Origin of the sequence: Fibrobacter sp. UWB2, assembly GCF_002210425.1 — a bacterium.
Classification (GTDB): domain Bacteria; phylum Fibrobacterota; class Fibrobacteria; order Fibrobacterales; family Fibrobacteraceae; genus Fibrobacter; species Fibrobacter elongatus.
In genome coordinates this window covers 524,117-540,948 of record NZ_MWQK01000001.1, presented here as the reverse complement: position 1 = coordinate 540,948, position 16,832 = coordinate 524,117, and the positions used below count along the sequence as shown (strand labels likewise).

Annotated in this window: 15 protein-coding genes; all 15 read left to right on the top strand. The window is 48.6% G+C overall.

The window, feature by feature from the left end; translation table 11 throughout:
• Positions 1 to 25: 25 nt before the first annotated feature.
• Entirely contained in the window at positions 26 to 3,580 is a 3,555-nt protein-coding gene (gene smc / locus B7982_RS02330; RefSeq protein WP_088659375.1) for a chromosome segregation protein SMC, read from the top strand.
• Positions 3,581 to 3,730: 150 nt separating this feature from the next.
• Positions 3,731 to 4,300, top strand: a complete 570-nt coding sequence (locus B7982_RS02325) for a DnaJ domain-containing protein (RefSeq protein WP_158212952.1) — start codon at positions 3,731 to 3,733, stop codon at positions 4,298 to 4,300.
• 193 nt (positions 4,301 to 4,493) lie between these two features.
• Entirely contained in the window at positions 4,494 to 5,393 is a 900-nt protein-coding gene (locus tag B7982_RS02320) for an FISUMP domain-containing protein (RefSeq protein WP_088659373.1), read from the top strand.
• 204 nt (positions 5,394 to 5,597) lie between these two features.
• On the top strand, positions 5,598 to 6,806 hold the full coding sequence (locus tag B7982_RS02315) for a hypothetical protein (RefSeq protein ID WP_088659372.1): 1,209 nt from the start codon (positions 5,598 to 5,600) through the stop codon (positions 6,804 to 6,806).
• 20 nt (positions 6,807 to 6,826) lie between these two features.
• Positions 6,827 to 7,696, top strand: coding sequence for a DMT family transporter (locus B7982_RS02310; protein WP_233138323.1), 870 nt, complete (start codon positions 6,827 to 6,829; stop codon positions 7,694 to 7,696).
• Between the two features lie 118 nt (positions 7,697 to 7,814).
• On the top strand, positions 7,815 to 8,885 hold the full coding sequence (locus B7982_RS02305) for a hypothetical protein (RefSeq protein WP_088659370.1): 1,071 nt from the start codon (positions 7,815 to 7,817) through the stop codon (positions 8,883 to 8,885).
• A gap of 17 nt (positions 8,886 to 8,902) precedes the next feature.
• Positions 8,903 to 9,169 carry a hypothetical protein gene (locus tag B7982_RS02300; RefSeq protein WP_158212951.1) on the top strand — a complete coding sequence of 89 codons (267 nt, stop codon included), beginning with the start codon at positions 8,903 to 8,905 and terminating at the stop codon, positions 9,167 to 9,169.
• Between the two features lie 128 nt (positions 9,170 to 9,297).
• Positions 9,298 to 11,046, top strand: a complete 1,749-nt coding sequence (locus tag B7982_RS02295; RefSeq protein WP_088659368.1) for a 1-deoxy-D-xylulose-5-phosphate synthase — start codon at positions 9,298 to 9,300, stop codon at positions 11,044 to 11,046.
• Between the two features lie 36 nt (positions 11,047 to 11,082).
• On the top strand, positions 11,083 to 12,246 hold the full coding sequence (locus tag B7982_RS02290; RefSeq protein WP_233138322.1) for an alpha/beta hydrolase: 1,164 nt from the start codon (positions 11,083 to 11,085) through the stop codon (positions 12,244 to 12,246).
• Between the two features lie 36 nt (positions 12,247 to 12,282).
• Positions 12,283 to 12,723 (top strand): rhodanese-like domain-containing protein, encoded by a 441-nt coding sequence (locus B7982_RS02285; protein ID WP_088659367.1) that lies wholly within the window; start codon positions 12,283 to 12,285, stop codon positions 12,721 to 12,723.
• A gap of 7 nt (positions 12,724 to 12,730) precedes the next feature.
• Entirely contained in the window at positions 12,731 to 14,002 is a 1,272-nt protein-coding gene (gene ribD / locus B7982_RS02280; protein WP_088659366.1) for a bifunctional diaminohydroxyphosphoribosylaminopyrimidine deaminase/5-amino-6-(5-phosphoribosylamino)uracil reductase RibD, read from the top strand.
• Between the two features lie 84 nt (positions 14,003 to 14,086).
• A complete protein-coding gene (locus B7982_RS02275) occupies positions 14,087 to 14,686 on the top strand; it encodes a riboflavin synthase (RefSeq protein ID WP_014547326.1) in 600 nt (199 codons plus the stop codon).
• Positions 14,673 to 15,920 (top strand): bifunctional 3,4-dihydroxy-2-butanone-4-phosphate synthase/GTP cyclohydrolase II, encoded by a 1,248-nt coding sequence (locus B7982_RS02270; RefSeq protein WP_014547327.1) that lies wholly within the window; start codon positions 14,673 to 14,675, stop codon positions 15,918 to 15,920. Before B7982_RS02275 ends, B7982_RS02270 begins: the two co-directional genes overlap by 14 nt.
• Before the next feature lies 1 nt (position 15,921).
• The gene (ribH, locus tag B7982_RS02265) at positions 15,922 to 16,389 is read left to right on the top strand and encodes a 6,7-dimethyl-8-ribityllumazine synthase (RefSeq protein WP_088659547.1); all 468 of its coding nucleotides are present in this window, start codon (positions 15,922 to 15,924) and stop codon (positions 16,387 to 16,389) included.
• Between the two features lie 2 nt (positions 16,390 to 16,391).
• Complete coding sequence (nusB, locus tag B7982_RS02260) at positions 16,392 to 16,832, top strand: transcription antitermination factor NusB (protein WP_014547329.1); 441 nt, start codon at positions 16,392 to 16,394, stop codon at positions 16,830 to 16,832.

Below are 16,832 nucleotides of genomic sequence, written 5' to 3'. Positions count from 1 at the left end.
TACTTTTTTACTACATTTTGCTACAGTGCAGATAACTAAGTTAAAGATTTTTGGTTTTAAATCCTTCGCGCAGAGAACGGAAATTAACTTCCCGACGAAGGGTCTTACGGCTGTTGTTGGGCCGAACGGCTGTGGCAAGTCCAATATTACGGACGCCATCCGCTGGGTGCTTGGCGAACAGAAAGCCGCCGCTTTGCGTATGGGTAAAATGCAAGACGTTATCTTTAGCGGTACCGAAGAACGTGCCGCCATGAGTCTTGCCGAAGTTTCTATCGTCATTGATAATAGCGATGGTACGCTTGCTTCTGATTATTCCGAAGTCATTGTGACGCGCCGTGTGCACCGCGATGGTTCGGGCGAATACCTCATCAATAACCAAGAATGCCGTCTGCGTGACGTTCACGCCTTGCTCTTTGACTCGGGTCTTGGTTCCAGCACGTATTCGCAGATGAACGCCGACATGATCAAGGCGGTTCTTTCGGATAAGGCAGATGACCGCCGAGTGCTCTTTGAAGAAGCCGCAGGCGTGAGCAAGTACAAACAGCAGCGCAAGGAAACGCGCCGCCAGCTCGAACGTGTGCAGATGGACATGGAACGTGTCGAAGACAACTTGCGCAGTGTGCGCCGTTCTGTCCGTCTCTATGAAACTCAGGCCGAAAAGGTCAATGCTTACAAGAAATTAAATACACGCCTCCGCGAACTCGATTTGTCTGTAAGTCTCGATAAGTTTGAAGATTATAAAGAAGGTTTGGCCACGCTAGATTCAACGACCAAGCGCATGAACCACGAAGTGGAATCTTCTAAGACGCAGGCGACGGAATTGCAGGCTAAGATTGAAGAAAAGAAGCTTGCAATTAGCGAGGACGAAAATACTTACCGCGATTTGGAACGCAATGTCCAGGCGGCAACGATTGCCTTAAACGACCTGAACAACAACATCATGCGTTTGCGCGATTCCATGGCCGCTCTTGAATCTTCGAACGAAAAGGCTCAGGGCGAAATTGAACGCAGCGAACAGAAGTCGCAGGAACTCTCCGAAGAAAAGGCTCGCCTCGAAGAAGAAATTGCCGTTCTCGGTAGCGAAAACGACATGGACGAGCTGAATGCGCTTTTGGAACGCGAACGTGAAACGCTCCAGGTCATGCGCGACAAGGTCGATGACTTGCGTACGCAGTCCCGTGAACTTTCGAACGAACGCTTGCAGGCGACGAACCGCGTGAACTCCCTTCGCGGCCGCTTCGAACGCATGGATGCCGAAGTCAACATGCTCCAGTCGAACATCGCGAAGTGGCAGACCGAAATTGAAGGTCTCGACAAGCAGAAGTCCGATGCTGAAGCAAACATCGCCGAAATCCAGGCGGGTATCGAAGACACGAATCGCGAAATCGAAAATCTCGAAGAACAGCGTGCCACGCGTGAAGAACGCTTGGAATCCGAACGTGCCGAACTCACCGAAGCGCAACAGAAATTGCAGGGATTGAAGAATGAAGAAGCCCGTTTGCAGTCTAGAATTGATGTGCTCCAAAGCGTGATGAACGAAGGCTCTGATGCCAACCGTTACCTCAAGGAAAACAAGGCGAACCTCATTGGAGGTCTTGTTTCGGAACGCATCGAGGCTACGCCGGAATACGCATCGAGCGTCGAAGCCGCTCTCGGTGAAATTCTTGATTCTGTAGTCGTGAATGGCGATAGTGCCGTGAACGAAATTGTGGATGCGCTCAAGAGCGAAAACGTGGGCAAGGTGCTCATGTCGCTTGTTTCGAGTGCCGCTCCCGCTTACGACAAGCCGGTGAACAATCCGGGTGTCATAGGTTCGCTCAAGGATTTTGTCAAGACGGATGACGAAGTTTCTCCGTGGCTCTCGGGAATTCTCTCTCGCTATTTTGTTGTAGATTCTTTGCAGACCGCACTGAATTTGGCGAAGGAATACCGTGGCGAAAACTTGAATTTTGTCACCGCCGATACAATTGTGCGTACAAGTGGCCTTGTGTCGTTTGGCGTTTCGACGTCGGGAGCGCTCTCCCGCAAGAACGAAATTGCAGATGCCGAAGCGCTTTTGGAAAAGGTCCTTGGCGATATTTCTGCCGGTGAAGAAAATGTGGACCGATTGCGTGAACTGACTGAAGAAGATGCTCAGATGCTTTCGTCTTTGGTTGATGAAATCCGTGAAAAGCGCGATTCTCTGCGTGGTGGCGATGCTTCTATCCGCATTCACCGAAATACGGTTGAAAACTGCACCCGTCGCTTGAACCAGTTGAATGGCGAAGTGACGAACGCGCAGAACAGAATTGATGCGGCGACGCAGTCCAAGAACAGCGATGCTGAACTTGCCGAAGCCGAAGCTGAAGTCGAAAAGGTCGAAGAACGTTACCAGACGATTTCGGATCAACTCGGTGAAAACGAGACGATGCTCCGCGAAAAAGAAGAAGATGTCCGCGAACTCGAACGCAGTGCGCAAGACAAGACTTCTCGCCTCAAGCAGAACCAGAACCGTGTGGTCGCCATTGCTGACCAGATGGAATTTTTGGACAATACGATTCGCAACCGCCGTGAAGAAATCGAAAAGAACACGGTTTCGATTGAAAAGTTCGAGACGGATTGCAACAAGCTCGCTGACGAAGCGCAAGTGAAGGATAATGCGCTCCGTGAACTGGAACGCAACCGCGACCTTGCACGTGAACGCTACGACCTCGTGAGCGGCGATCTTGAAGGATGGCGTGATGAAGTCAACCGCCTCCGCGATGACATGATTGAAAAGATGAAGGAACTGAATGACGTCGGCCGTCGTCAGGAATCCCTTCAGAACAATCTCGACCGCCTCCGCGAACGCATCACGAACGAATGGACTGTCGATTTGGACAATCCCGAGAACGTTGAACGTGTGGAATACACGCAGCCCGAAGCCGACCGCGAGATTCGTGAACTCCGCGGCAAGATCAAAGAGCTTGGCCCGATTAACATCAACGTGATGGAAGATTACGAAGACGAAAAGAAGCGCCTCGAAGAAGTCGAAAAACAGTTCGACGACCTCGATCGCGCCCGTGCATCGCTCGACCGCACCATCACAAAGCTTGACGACATTGCCCGCCAGCGCTACCTGGATACGTTTGCACGCATCCAGAAGAACTTCCAGTTCGTGTTCAGTAAGCTGTTCCTCAATGGCGAAACGAAGATGAACCTCGTGGAACGCGTGGACGAAATGGGCAAGCCGATGGACATTCTCGATGCCGACATCGAAATCAACGTCCGCCCGACCGGTAAGAAAATGCGCGGTATCAAGGCGCTTTCCGGTGGTGAACACGCGCTTACGGCAACGGCGCTTTTGTTCGCTATTTACATGGAAAAGCCGTCTCCGTACTGCGTGCTGGACGAAGTTGATGGTCCGCTTGATGACGCTAACGTCGGTCGCTTTATGGCGCTCCTCCGTGAATTCAGTAAGCAGACCTTGTTCATCGTCGTGACGCATAACAAGCGTACCATGGCCGAAGCCGATATGCTCTACGGTGTGACGCAGGAAATCAAGGGTATTTCCCGCATCGCTAGCGTACAGCTCGCCGACGCAACTAAGTTCGCGATTTAATTAAACATTTAGGCAGTAGAAAGTAGACTGTAGGCGGGATTGTCATCCCGCCTTTTTTATGAGCGTCAAGGCTTTAAGCAGGGTTTGATGATTGATAGGTGTAACGACGCTATCGACGATGGAGTGTCAATTGTTCAAGCCTCGTCGTATTTGAAAGAAGCTCTTGTGCGTTACGACAAGGCAGATGCGATAAATTTTGTAACATCGCTTTTTCGACTTATAGAACCTATTCATCGACCGATAAAAAACCAAAACGACTATACAGGTATTGAAAAGATTCTGTCCAAAGTTGCCGGGATGTTCGACTTGACAAAAGATGAATACTATTGCATCGTGGAACCCTTTGCTCAAAAATTAATTAAGTTAGATATGAATGTTGCTGCGCATTCGGAAGATTTTTTGAGAAAGGTCAACGAGGGCGTAAAAAATAAAAAGAAGAATGAATTATATCGTATCACGGATTCTGGGACAATATCAGATTCGCAGCAACAATCTGAAGATAACAACTTTGAATCCAGTTTTGATGATGAAAGTTTAATGGACGAATATTACGCTATTTTCGGTTGCACGCCTAATGCTTCTGAAAAAGAAATACAGTCTGCTTATGGAAAAATAATTAAGGAATCTGATTCTCCTAAATGGGACAAAAAATCAGCAAAAGAGCGTTTCGCTAAAATTCAGGAAGCGTATCAAATAATAAAAGTTGCCAAGGGATTTTAATTAAATTATACCGAAAAATGTCTTGTGGCGCCTTACAAGGAAATTTTGCCCAATATGGAAAATTTTTTAATTATGCGAACTTTAAGGACACCTTTGTTGTGGCTTTTGCTACATTTTTGATGGGAAAATCATTATTTGAGGTTCTATTTAAATTAACGGATTTTGACAGGGTACTATAGAAAAAGGATACTTTATGATCACTGTATTAATCATCTTTCTCGTAATTTTACTGATTGTCGTTGGCGTAATATTGTTTGTCAATATTGGTGTCCGATTCACCATGTTCACTGCCCGCACCATTATCGACACTATCAAGAGTCCTTTATCGCTGTTTCTAATCATGTGCTTCATAGTGGTAGCCATTTTGGCACTTATCATTAACCAAAAATCTGCGAGAGACTCATCCTATGCCCCTAGTAATGATATTCCCGTAACTACAGAATACAAACGATCTCTCCCCGAAAATAAGCGCACTCATTTTAACACAAGCGAAACAAACACGCCAACCCGCGAAACGCAAGAAGAACCCTATCAGAAAACAAACGAGGGTGAGTACAAACCCAACCAATCCGCACAGGGAAATCATAATTACATCATGGATTCTCGCGATGGAAAAACCTACAAAACCGTGAAATTAGGCAACCAAGTGTGGATGGCCGAAAACCTGAATTATGAAACAAACGGCAGCTATTGCTATAAGGATGATCCAGAAAAATGCGCTAAGTACGGACGGCTTTACATTTGGGAATCTGCATTGAATGCATGCCCAGTTGGTTGGCATCTTCCCGCCAAAGAAGAATATGAAACCCTATTAGGCTACGTAGAAAAACAAGAAAAAGAAACAATAGAAAAAATATATAGGGACCTAGAAGAAAAATATGAATTGGATCTAAGATGGGGGGGATACTTCCTAGCTAGGGACAAAGACCGATACGGTTTTTCTGTTCTTCCTGTGGATTGTGATTACTGGACTGCCACAGAGAATGATGGCAACAGAGCCTACAACATGTTCTTGGATGATATGGGCTTCAGTTCGTTCTGGGACTCCCAAAAGGATCACAAGAGTTATGTTCATTGTCTCCGGAATCCTTAGCTTATTTTACCGATGGCGTTCTAGAAGACGGTGTCAAAATAGTGCCTGGTTGAAAGTTCTGCTTGAAAAATAACGGCTAAGGCTCCGCCCTAAATTGCTCCCAGGCTCGCGAACACCCTCGGAACGAGTTATAAGACTGAAATGAGGTGTGAAAATTTTTATCTAATTTTTTGTGTAATTCTTTTCACTACTATGGAGTAGAATATGGCAGTTTTTGAAACGCTTTTTATCTTGACCGGGATTCTCGTGGGTCTTACGTCGCGGGGAGGAATGTACCTTTTCTTGCTTCCGCTTGCTGTAGTGGCGTTCGTGCTCGCCATTATGAACAGGCCGAGCCCAACGGTTTCCAAAGCAAAAAAAATCGTAAGCTCGATTTTATCGGTAGCATACCTTGTCGCGGTAGTTATCTGCTCGCTTACTTTTTTCCAAAGCGGTTCCAAAGAACCGGAAGATGCCCTCAAAAAGGAACCGACAGTTGCATTGCAGGCTCGGGATGACAAGGACTTGTCCGTTCTGGAAGAGAAGGTGGATAAAGTCTATTCCATGCTTACCGACATGAAAACGGAATACAGCCTGATTGGAAAAAGCGATCTGGAACGGGTCAAGGCGGAGATCGCCATACATGACGACGAATTGATTGAATGCGACCCCACAAAAGAGAAGGGCTGTATGGAATTCTCCAATTATGGGACGATGAGCGACAGCAACAGGTTTTACAGGGTTTCCTTGCACTGGGAGTTGCCGAGATTCCAGGTTTATCCTAAATGGGTCTACCGGAAAATCATCAAGGGGCTGCTGGGCGATGACTTGACCGATGCCGACACGGTCCTTGACGCCAGACATTTAGAAAAAATTCATAAAAGAGCCCTTTACCGTCAGGTGGAAGCATACAAGCGGTCCATTGAATCCGAACTCAGGAATTATCCCGATGACTGGTACTATGACAGCACCCGGACGGAAGTCGCCGCCACTCTCAAATACGAACGCCAGGACAGTATAGATGTCGCGTTCAATTCACAGCTGTGGACGACTTATTATATTTCGAACGCCGGGTACGATGCCGGTGCTGCCGGAGGATACAATTACGAGTATCATCGGACCTTCTCGAAGAAAGACGGGTCGTTGGTTGATTCCACTATTTTCAACCCAAATGAAAAGAAAGCGATTGTATTGCTTCTTCGCAAATATGCGGAAAAATACGACGCCAGGGCCGAAGCCATCGGCATGGATTTCCAGCTAGAGCCTTCTTTTTTGAAGGACGGTATCGGTTTTGACGGTTTGTCTTTCGACATCGGCTGGCATACCCACGGTAGTGTGATGATTGTGGTACCTTACAAGGAAATTCTGCCCTATATGGAAACTTGGGCTCGCCAAAAATTCGGTTTTACTGAAAGTCCGGCTACGATTAAATAAGATTTCCTATATTTTCGTGCGTGAAAAAAACAGGTTTAGGTTTCGCTCTCGCGGCTGCGTCCGCCATTTGCTACGGCACGAATCCGCTGGGTGCGTTGCATTTGTACGCTCAGAATTACTCGCCTGAAACGGTTCTGTTTTACCGCTTTTTTACGGCGGCAATTCTCCTTTTTGCGGTAATTCTCGCGAAAGGCTCGCATTTTAAAATCTCGTTTCGCGAGTTCCTTGCGCTTGTCGCGTTCGGATTCCTCTTTGCGGTAAGTTCGCTTACGTATTACGCATCCTTCAAGTACATGGACGCAGGGCTTGCATCCACGCTATTGTTCCTTTATCCGCTCGAAGTCTCGGTGCTCATGGCCATTTTCTTCAAGGAACGTATAAAGGCTTGGACAATCGCTTCTATCGCGGTCTCGATGGTGGGCGTGGCGCTCTTGTATCGCGGCGGCGATGGCTCGACGCTAAGCTCAGTGGGGTGCCTGCTGGTGTTCTTGTCATCCATAAGCTATGCGATTTACATGGTGATGGCAAACCGCATCAACCTACAGATGGGCTCCGTGAAAATGACTTTTTACGCCATCTGTTTTTGCCTATGTTTTTTGCTGCTTTATTCAGTGACACTTGGCGCTGGCCTCCCGCCGCTCTTTACGCAGGCAAGTTCGTGGGGTTGGGGCTTTATGCTTGGCTTTGTGCCGACGGTGCTTTCACTTATTTTTATGGTCAAGGCCGTGAAAATTATTGGCTCTACGCCTACGGCAATTCTCGGGGCGCTTGAACCCGTGACCGCCGTGACCATTGGCGTGACTGTATTCGGCGAAACGATCACCACCCGCCTCATCGCAGGGATCATCTTGATCCTCGGCTCTGTTGTGCTCATAGCTGTGAAGAAGTAGCTGAATATTCTATATAATACATTCTGACTTTTTTTTTGCGTGGTTTCTCGCATCCACTCCCGTTTTTCCTGCATTTTTGCTCTCGTTTTTCTGTAAACAGATTTATAGTTTTATTTACATGAAAAATTTAGTCCAAACTCTTTTGTTTTCTTCGGTGGCGGCGTTGTTCGCATCGTGCAATAGCTCAACATCTGGTCCGGAATCATTTCGGGAACCGATAAGTTACACTCCGGATGGCAAATGTACGATTGGATGGTCGGACACTAAAACGCAAGAACAGTTGGACTCGTTGCGTGCTTTTTGCGATACTATTTTTGTCCGTAGTGTCGTGAATATTTATAAGGACACAGTTTACGATGATACCGTAATTACAGTCAATAAAAAGTACACCAGTTTTATTTACTTTGACCGGTATACAGAAAAAAATGATACGCTTACCCAACCTACAGCTGAAAAAAGTGGCGATTCAGGTCCGTGCGGTAGCGTGCCTATTTATTGTAATCTAGATTCCTCGGATACGCAAAAGACCTTTAGTTGCACACAAGCTAGCGTTTGTTATATGTATGATCTTGATGCAAGTTCTGCTAAGACTGTTGTTGTTAGTTTGCCGGATATGTATTATGACTCAACTGTAATAGTAGTGAGTAAGTCTGTGTGCTCTGAACCGGGGTTCCGCTGTGTGCGTGATACTGTTTTCCATGATGCTTTCCATACGACATATCGAACCATTGCTCTTGACACAACGTTCCTGAATTATGGTGTAAATGCTTGGACGGATTATGTTCCTGCCATCAATGCGCCCGCATTTGATACGGCTGCGTTCCGCAATGCGCTGGATACGCTTGATACGCAAAAAGAAATTTTTGGAATGGATACGTTGTTCACAGGATATTCTGTTTCTGTGGAAGGATTGCCGGACTGGGCTTCGAATACTACCAAGTGCACAACGACGGAAGATTCTAAACGTGTTTGCATTTATAAAGAAATCGAACTTCGTCCAATATCAATGCTTACGACTTATCCCACGTTATACAACAAAAAGCCATTCTATCTTTGGAATAATCTTGAATCGCCTTTGGAAAAGGACACTTTGATTACATGGAAATTGAAATACAGTTATTATAATGGACATTCTTTTAAAGGAAATAGTGGCTCCCTGGAAATAACTACGCTCTTTAAGGGAATTTAGATTGTTATATTAGCAACATGCTAAGTACATGTTCAATTTGCAAAAAGGAATTTAATGACAAGGTGGGGATGTCCCCGATGGAAAGTAACCTTGCCATCCGTTATCGCAATAAAATCGGCAGTATTTGCCCCGATTGTCAGGCCGAAATCCGCAAGACTAAGCAGGGAAGGTGGCGGCTTTTCTTCTGGAATGTGAAAGTTGCGCTCTATTGCTTGCGATTCCTCTCGCTTTTTGCGCTCCCGTTTATTGCACTCGTTGTTGTTCTTGCGCTTTACGTGCTGTAGCTCCAGTATACTTATGTAACAAAATCCCGCGGAAATCTCAATTTTTGCGGGCGTTTTTTGTATATATTATTTTAAAAGTTTTTCTACCGCAATGTATTATCCCCGCTTGACGGGCATCATGAGGTTTCATGTTCCTAGAAAAAATCAAGTCCCCTGCCGACGTGAAAGCGTTGGACATCAAGAGTCTCGAACAGCTTGCCGCCGAAATGCGCACAGCACTCCTTAAAAAGCTTTCTAAGCGTGGCGGTCACGTGGCGCCTAACCTCGGATTTGTAGAAGGGACGATTGCGCTCCACTACGTTTTTGATTCTCCGAGGGACAAGATTGTCTATGACGTGAGCCACCAGAGCTACAGCCACAAGATGCTCACGGGCCGCGCCCAGGCGTTCTTGGACGAATCGCATTACGGCGATGTGACGGGCTATAGCGAACCGACCGAAAGCGAACACGATTTCTTTATGGTGGGGCATACCTCTACGTCGGTGAGCCTTGCGCTTGGCCTTGCGACCGCTCGCGATGTGCTGCGTGAATCGGGCAATGTGATTGCTGTAATTGGTGACGGTTCCTTGAGCGGTGGCGAAGCGTTTGAAGGTCTTGATAATGCTGGCGAATACGCTACGAATTTTATTGTTGTGGTGAACGATAACGAAATGTCCATTGCCGAAAACCACGGCGGGCTTTACAAGTCCCTGGCAGAACTTCGCGCGACTGCGGGCAAGTCTGAAAACAATTACTTTAAGTCGCTTGGCTTTGATTACAAGTATCTTGAACAAGGTAATGATATCGCTTCGCTCATTGAAATTTTCAAGTCCGTGAAAAATTCGACGCGCCCGGTCGTGGTGCATCTGCATACGCAAAAAGGCCGTGGCTATTCCTATGCCGAACAGAACCGCGAAGGCTGGCATTGGGCGGCTCCGTTCAACATCGAAACGGGCGAAATCAACTGGGGCAGTGGCGAAAATTACGGTGAAATTCTCGGCCTCTACTTGATGGCAAAAATCAAGAGCGATCCGAAGGTTGTCGTGATCCATTCTGCCGTTCCGGCGGGAATAGGCTTCTATGAAGCTCGTCGTAAAGAGGCGGGTAAGCAGTATATTGACGTAGGCATTGCCGAAGAGCATGCGGTAGCTCTTGCATCCGGACTTGCAAAGGGTGGCGCGAAGCCGATTTACAGTACGCACGGAACATTCCTCCAGCGCACTTACGATCAGCTATCTCAGGACTTGTGCGCAAACAACAATCCGGCGACAATTTTGGTGACGATGTCAGGTGCCGATGGCATGAACGATACGACGCACCTTTGCATTTTCGATATCCCGATGCTTTCGAATATTCCGAACTTGGTTTATCTTTGCCCGACCTGCGTTGAGGAATTCAAGACGATGGCGGACTGGGCGATTGACCAGACGGAACATCCGGTGGCGATTCGCATTCCGAATGCAGTGCATCATCGAAGTGATATTTTCGAGAAGGATTACTCCAATCTCAACAAGTTTAAGGTTGTGCATCGTGGCGAACGCGTGGCGCTTATTGGTCTTGGCGATTTCTACCAGCGTGCTGCGGCTGTGGCGCTTGAACTGCGTCGCGAAGGCATTGATGCAACGCTTGTGAACCCGCGATATGCAAGCGGGGTCGATAAGGACTTGCTTTTGGAACTTGCAAAGACTCACGATGTGTTTGTCACGCTCGAAAATGGCGTGATCGAGGGTGGTTTTGGCCAGAAGGTGGCGACCTCTCTTGGCGATACAAGTGCGAAGGTGCTCGTGCGCGGACTTTCCAAGGAGTTCTACGACAAGGTGAGCTTTGCGGATCTCTGTGAGAAAAATCACTTGAATCCGTCGCAGGTCGCAAAAGACGTGATGCAACTCCTATCGTAATGACCGAGCGTCGCTAATTTTAGTATTATGTAGCTCATGAAAAAAGCTAAAATAATCGTCATGATTATTCCGCTGGTGCTTTTCTTTATTGCATCGGCGGTTTACGTGTATTTTGCGAATGCCGAAGCGTTGCACGATGTGATGCTGGATAGCACGTCCAAGATTGACGTGGATCCCGATATTATTGAAAAGTCCCTGTCTAAAGTGCAGGTGGACATGGAACTCGGCGAGCCTTTCAAGGTCTACCCGATAGAGACGAGCCCCGATAGCGAGGAAGTTTTCCGCTCGACGTTGATTGAGTATCCATTTGGGAGTTCTCCGCGTGCGGATTCGCAGAACAACGTGAGCTTGCGCGGTATCATCTTGTATGTGCATGGATACAACGATTACTTCTTCCAGAAGGAACTGGCCGAAAAGGCGGATTCTGCGGGCTTTGCATTCTTTGCGATTGATTTGCATTATTGCGGACGCTCGTATGTGGATGGCGACCCGCGTGGTGACATGCGTAATATCAAGGAGTTTTACGCCGAACTTGATGTCGCTGTAGAACTCAGCAAGAAAATTGCTGTGGACGATTATGAGGAAGCGGAACGTGTTCCGTTTGTGATTGTGGCTCATTCCCAGGGCGGCTTGATTTCGTCGCTTTACGTGAACGACCGCAGTGATGAACATTTTGCAGCGCTAGTGCTCAATAGCCCGTTCCTGGACATGAATTTCAACTGGTTCCTGCGTAAGATTGGACTTCCGATTCTTGCCGATTTGTCGATATTCATGCCGGACTTCTCGGTGGGCTCGACGGGCGACCCGAATTATGCCTATTCCCTTTTGAAACATGAAAAGGGCGAATGGGAATACAACGAAAATTTAAAAAGTGAATCTCGCCCGGAACAATTTTTGGGCTGGCTCCGTGCGATTATGAATGGTCAAAAGAGAGTCCATTCCAAGCTTGATATTAAGTCTCCGGTGCTTGTGATGCATGGCGATTGCTCTGCAGATGGCGAGGAATGGTCCGAAGATTACACGCATTGCGATGGTGTGTTAAATGTGGATCACATTCAGGAATGGGCACCGAATTTGGGCGAAAAGGTGACAACGCGTACAATCCCCGATGGCCTGCACGATTTGTTCCTTTCTCGCAAGGATGTTCGCGACAAGGCATATCAAGAAACGTTTAGCTTTATCGATTCCCACGTGAAATAAGTTATCTTTTACTTTGTATTTTCAAGGAGTTTTTAAATGAATAAGTTATTGGCTATTTCTTTCTGTGCAATGTTGCTTGCGACGGCTTGCAATTCTTCTGAAGAACCGAAGCCGCAGGCTGTTGCTAAAAAGGTCGAGGCAGTTCAGCCGGCCGCAGCTGTTGTTGAACAGAATGTGGCTACGATTACGACGGTTGACTGGAACAAGGCTTTTGAAATGAACAAGGCTGGTGCCGTTCTTATTGACGTGCGTACCCCGGCTGAAGTGGCTAAGGGCATGGCATCTGCTGCCGCCATCAACATTCCGCTTCAGGAAATGCCGCAGCGTTTGGGTGAATTCCCGAAGGATAAGGACTTGCTGATTTACTGCCGCAGTGGCAAGCGCAGTATGGCCGCTTCGAAGTTCCTCGTTGAAAAGGGTTTCACCCGCGTGTTCAACGTTGAAGGTGGTATCCTCGCTTTCCCGCCGCAGAACTAATTTAGGAATGCCCCAAGAAATCACAAACTTCATGCAGTTTGCCTTAGAGCAGGCGTTTTTTGCGATAGGCGAAAGCCGCCCAAATCCGGCGGTTGGTGCCGTGGTTGTGAAGGACGGGATTGTCGTGGGGAAGGGGCGTACGCAGCGCCCCGGGAGTGCTCATGCTGAAGTCATGGCATTACGCGATGCGGGTGAACTCGCTCGCGGAGCCTCTATTTTTGTGACGCTCGAGCCGTGCTGCCATTACGGGCGCACGCCGCCTTGCACCAAGGCAATTATTGAAGCCGGAATCCAGAAAGTCTATTTTGCACATTCCGACCCGAATCCTGTGGTGCATGGAAAATCTCGTAAGATTCTCGAAGAAGCGGGTATTGAAGTCCATGAGGGCGAGGAAGCTTGCACTCTTGCTTGCGTCGAGGATTGCTCGAACGGTGAATCTTGTACGGAATGCCGCGTCTTTGAATTTACGAGCTCGTTGCCGTTGGATAAAGCTTCTCGTGAAGCTGAAGGTCGAGCGGTCTTTGCCGAAGTCGAACGCTATTTTGAAGCGTATGATTATTTTGTGCGCAGTAAGCGTACTTTTATAGAAATTAAGTCTGCCATTTCACAAGACGGATTTATGGGTTGCGTTGATGCTTCTGGCAAACATTTGCCGCTTGCGATTACAAAGCAAGGCGCTAATTGCTGGAATCATGAACTCCGTGCGATGAGCGATGCTATTCTCGTTGGTGCAGGGACGCTCCTTGCCGATAACCCGAGCCTAGACGTGCGTTATGCCGCAGGCAACAATCCTGTGAAAATTGTTTGGGCGGGGCATCACGAATTTAGCGCTGATGAAATTTCACGTTTGAAAATTTTCAGTGCGAGCGATGCAAAGCCAATCGTGTTTTCGTGCGTGGCGCAACCGAAATTGCTGAACGTTGCGGAGTGCGTTATACTCTTAAACGATTCTTTTGCCGAAAACTGGCGTGCGATGGTTGATGATTTGTCTGCTCGCGGAATGCACCGCTTGATGGTGGAACCCGGTGCTCGTCTTGCTCGCGAACTGTTCAACGGCGAATCTCGCAATCTCTCGCAAACGCAAAATGCGCAGCCTTTATGGAACCGCCTCGATCTTTGGCGTTCCACCGATTCTTCTATCGATATATCCCTTGAAAATCTCATCGAGTCTGGCGCCGTCAAGGCGGGCCTCGAATACCCCGAATTGCCTGCCAACATCGTCGCCAAAGAATCTGCTGTCATCGGCCCCGATGTCCTGACGGTGTATTATCCGGGATAGGCGAAAACTAATCCGCCTTTTCCCCCTAGTAACTAGTAACTAATAACTAATAACTAACTCCATTTTTTCTACATTTATGCTCGTATGTTTACGGGTATAATTCAAGCAACCGGCGAAATCATTTCCCTCGAAAACAGGGGAGACGCGCTTACCATGCGCATGAAGTCGCCGGGATTCTTCAAAAACAGCAAACTGGGCGACAGCATTGCCAATAACGGCGTGTGTCTCTCCGTTGAAAACTGTACCGATGACGAAGCAACGTTCTGTCTCATGCACCAGACTGTCGTGAATACGTCCTTCCAGCAGGCAAAAGTCGGGGATCTCGTGAATCTCGAGTATCCTTGCCGCGCCGATAGCTTTATGGGCGGTCACTTTGTGATGGGGCATGTGGACTGTACCACCGAAGTCTTGCGCGTCACTCCGCGCGAAACGGGCGTGGAAGTCGATTTGGCTCTGCCAGCTGACTTGCGTCGCTATGTCATCCGTCGTGGATCCATCACCTTGAACGGTATTAGCCTTACGGTGGCCGAAAAAGGGGAGGATTACATCCGCGTCTGCATTATCCCCGAGACCTTAGCCCGCACGAATCTCAGAAACTGGGTGCCTGGCACCGTGGTGAATGTAGAAGTCGATATGCTCGGCAAATATATTGAAAACTATCTAAAGGAACGTGACCTTGCTTAATACGATTGAAGAGGCCATTGAAGATTTCAAGAACGGCAAGTTCTTGGTCGTGGTTGATGACGAAGACCGTGAAAATGAGGGCGATTTCATTATCGCCGCCGAAAAGATTACACCGGAAAAGGTGAACTTCATGCTCCACGAGGGGCGTGGCGTGCTTTGCTGCCCGCTTCCGATTTCTCGCTGCCGCGAATTGAATCTCACGCGTCAGACTGCCGAAAACACTTCCATGCTTGGCACTCCGTTCACCGTTATGGTCGATAAGCTTGAGGGCTGCACCACGGGTGTTTCCGCCCACGACCGTGCAGCGACGATTCAGGCATTAGCCGACCCGAATTCCAAGCCTTCGGACTTTGGCCGTCCGGGTCACATTTCTCCGCTTTACGCCCAGGAAGAAGGCGTTTTGCGCCGTGCAGGCCACACCGAAGCCGCTGTGGACCTCGCCAAGCTCGCCGGTCTCCGCCCGGCTGCCGCCCTCATCGAAATCATGAACGAAGACGGCACGATGGCCCGTATGCCGCAGCTTCAGGAAGTCGCCAAGAAGTTCGACCTCAAGATTATCTCGATCCGCGACTTGATTGACTACCGCCTGAAAACGGAAAAGCTTGTGCAGCGCGTGGCCGCTCCGCACGTTTCGACCAAGTACGGCGATTTCACGGCTTATGCCTACCGCAGCAAGACCGATGGCGTCGAACATGTGGCCTGGGTTGCCGGTAATCCGGACTTCAGTAAGCCGGTTTATGTGCGCGTCCACAGCGAATGCCTCACGGGCGATATCTTTGGTAGCCTCCGTTGCGATTGCGGCGACCAGCTTGCCGCAGCTATGAAGTTCATTGGCGAACATGGCGGCGTGTTCCTCTACATGCGCGGTCAGGAAGGCCGTGGCATTGGTCTTTGCAATAAGCTCCGTGCATACGAATTGCAAGAAAAGGGGATGGACACGGTCGAGGCGAACCTCCACCTTGGGTTCAAGTCCGACTTGCGTCAGTACGGTACGGGCGCCCAGATTTTGGCAGACCTCGGCGTGAAGGAAATGCGACTCCTCACGAACAATCCGAGCAAGATTTCTGGTATTTCCGCCTACGGTCTCAAGATCGTGGAACGCGTGCCTATCGAAATCAAGCCCAACAACATCAACCGTTTTTACCTGCGCACCAAGAAAGAAAAGATGGGCCACGAGCTCCATCTCGACAATGCAGATCATGGCGCAGCCGAAGTTTTAGATGAAGGAAAATAAGATGAAAGAATTCAAAAATTCCCTCAATGGTTCTGGTTTGAAGGTCGCGATTGCCGTAGCCCGCTTCAATGAAGTGGTGACTGACCGCCTCCTCGAAGGCGCTGTACGCGAACTCGAAACGCTCGGCGTCGATAGCGATAATATCGCTGTGGCTCATGTGCCGGGTGCTTTTGAACTGCCGGGCCTCTGCCGCAGATTTGTGGATTCTGGCAAGTACGATGCCGTGATTGCTCTCGGTGCCGTTATCCGTGGCGAAACAGGGCATTACGACGTGGTTGTGAACAATTCTACGGGCGGTATCGCATCGCTCGCTGCCGAAGGCAAGGTTCCGGTGATTCTCGGAATCTTGACGACCGACACGGTCGACCAGGCGATGAACCGCGCAGGCCTCAAGGCCGGCAACCTCGGTTGCAACTGGGCAAGAACTGCCGTTGAAATGGTAAATCTTTACAAGCAGATTGGAAAATAATTATGGCACAAGTAAGTTTTAGACCTGCTCGCGTCTTTGCGATGCAGTTGCTTTACGCAATGGAAATTTCTGGCGGTACGGTTGCAGATGCTCTCCCGGGCGTTTTGGAAGCCCAGCCGCTCCAGGACAACATGAAAAAGTACGGCATGAAGCTTGTCGACTTGGTCCTTGCTCACAAGGCCGAACTCGATTCCGAAATCGAAGCCTGCTCCGCTCATTGGGGAATTGAGCGCATGGCGACTCTCGACAGGATTGTGCTGCGCATCGCGATGGTCGAACTTTTGTATGTTCCTGAAATCCCGATGAAGGTGGTCATCTCTGAAGCCGTTCAGGTAGCTGCCAAGTTCAGCACGGATTCTTCGGGCACGTTCGTGAACGGACTCCTCGCTGGATTCTTGCAGAAGCGTGGCATGGTTGCAAACAATACTAAGAAGGATGCTTAA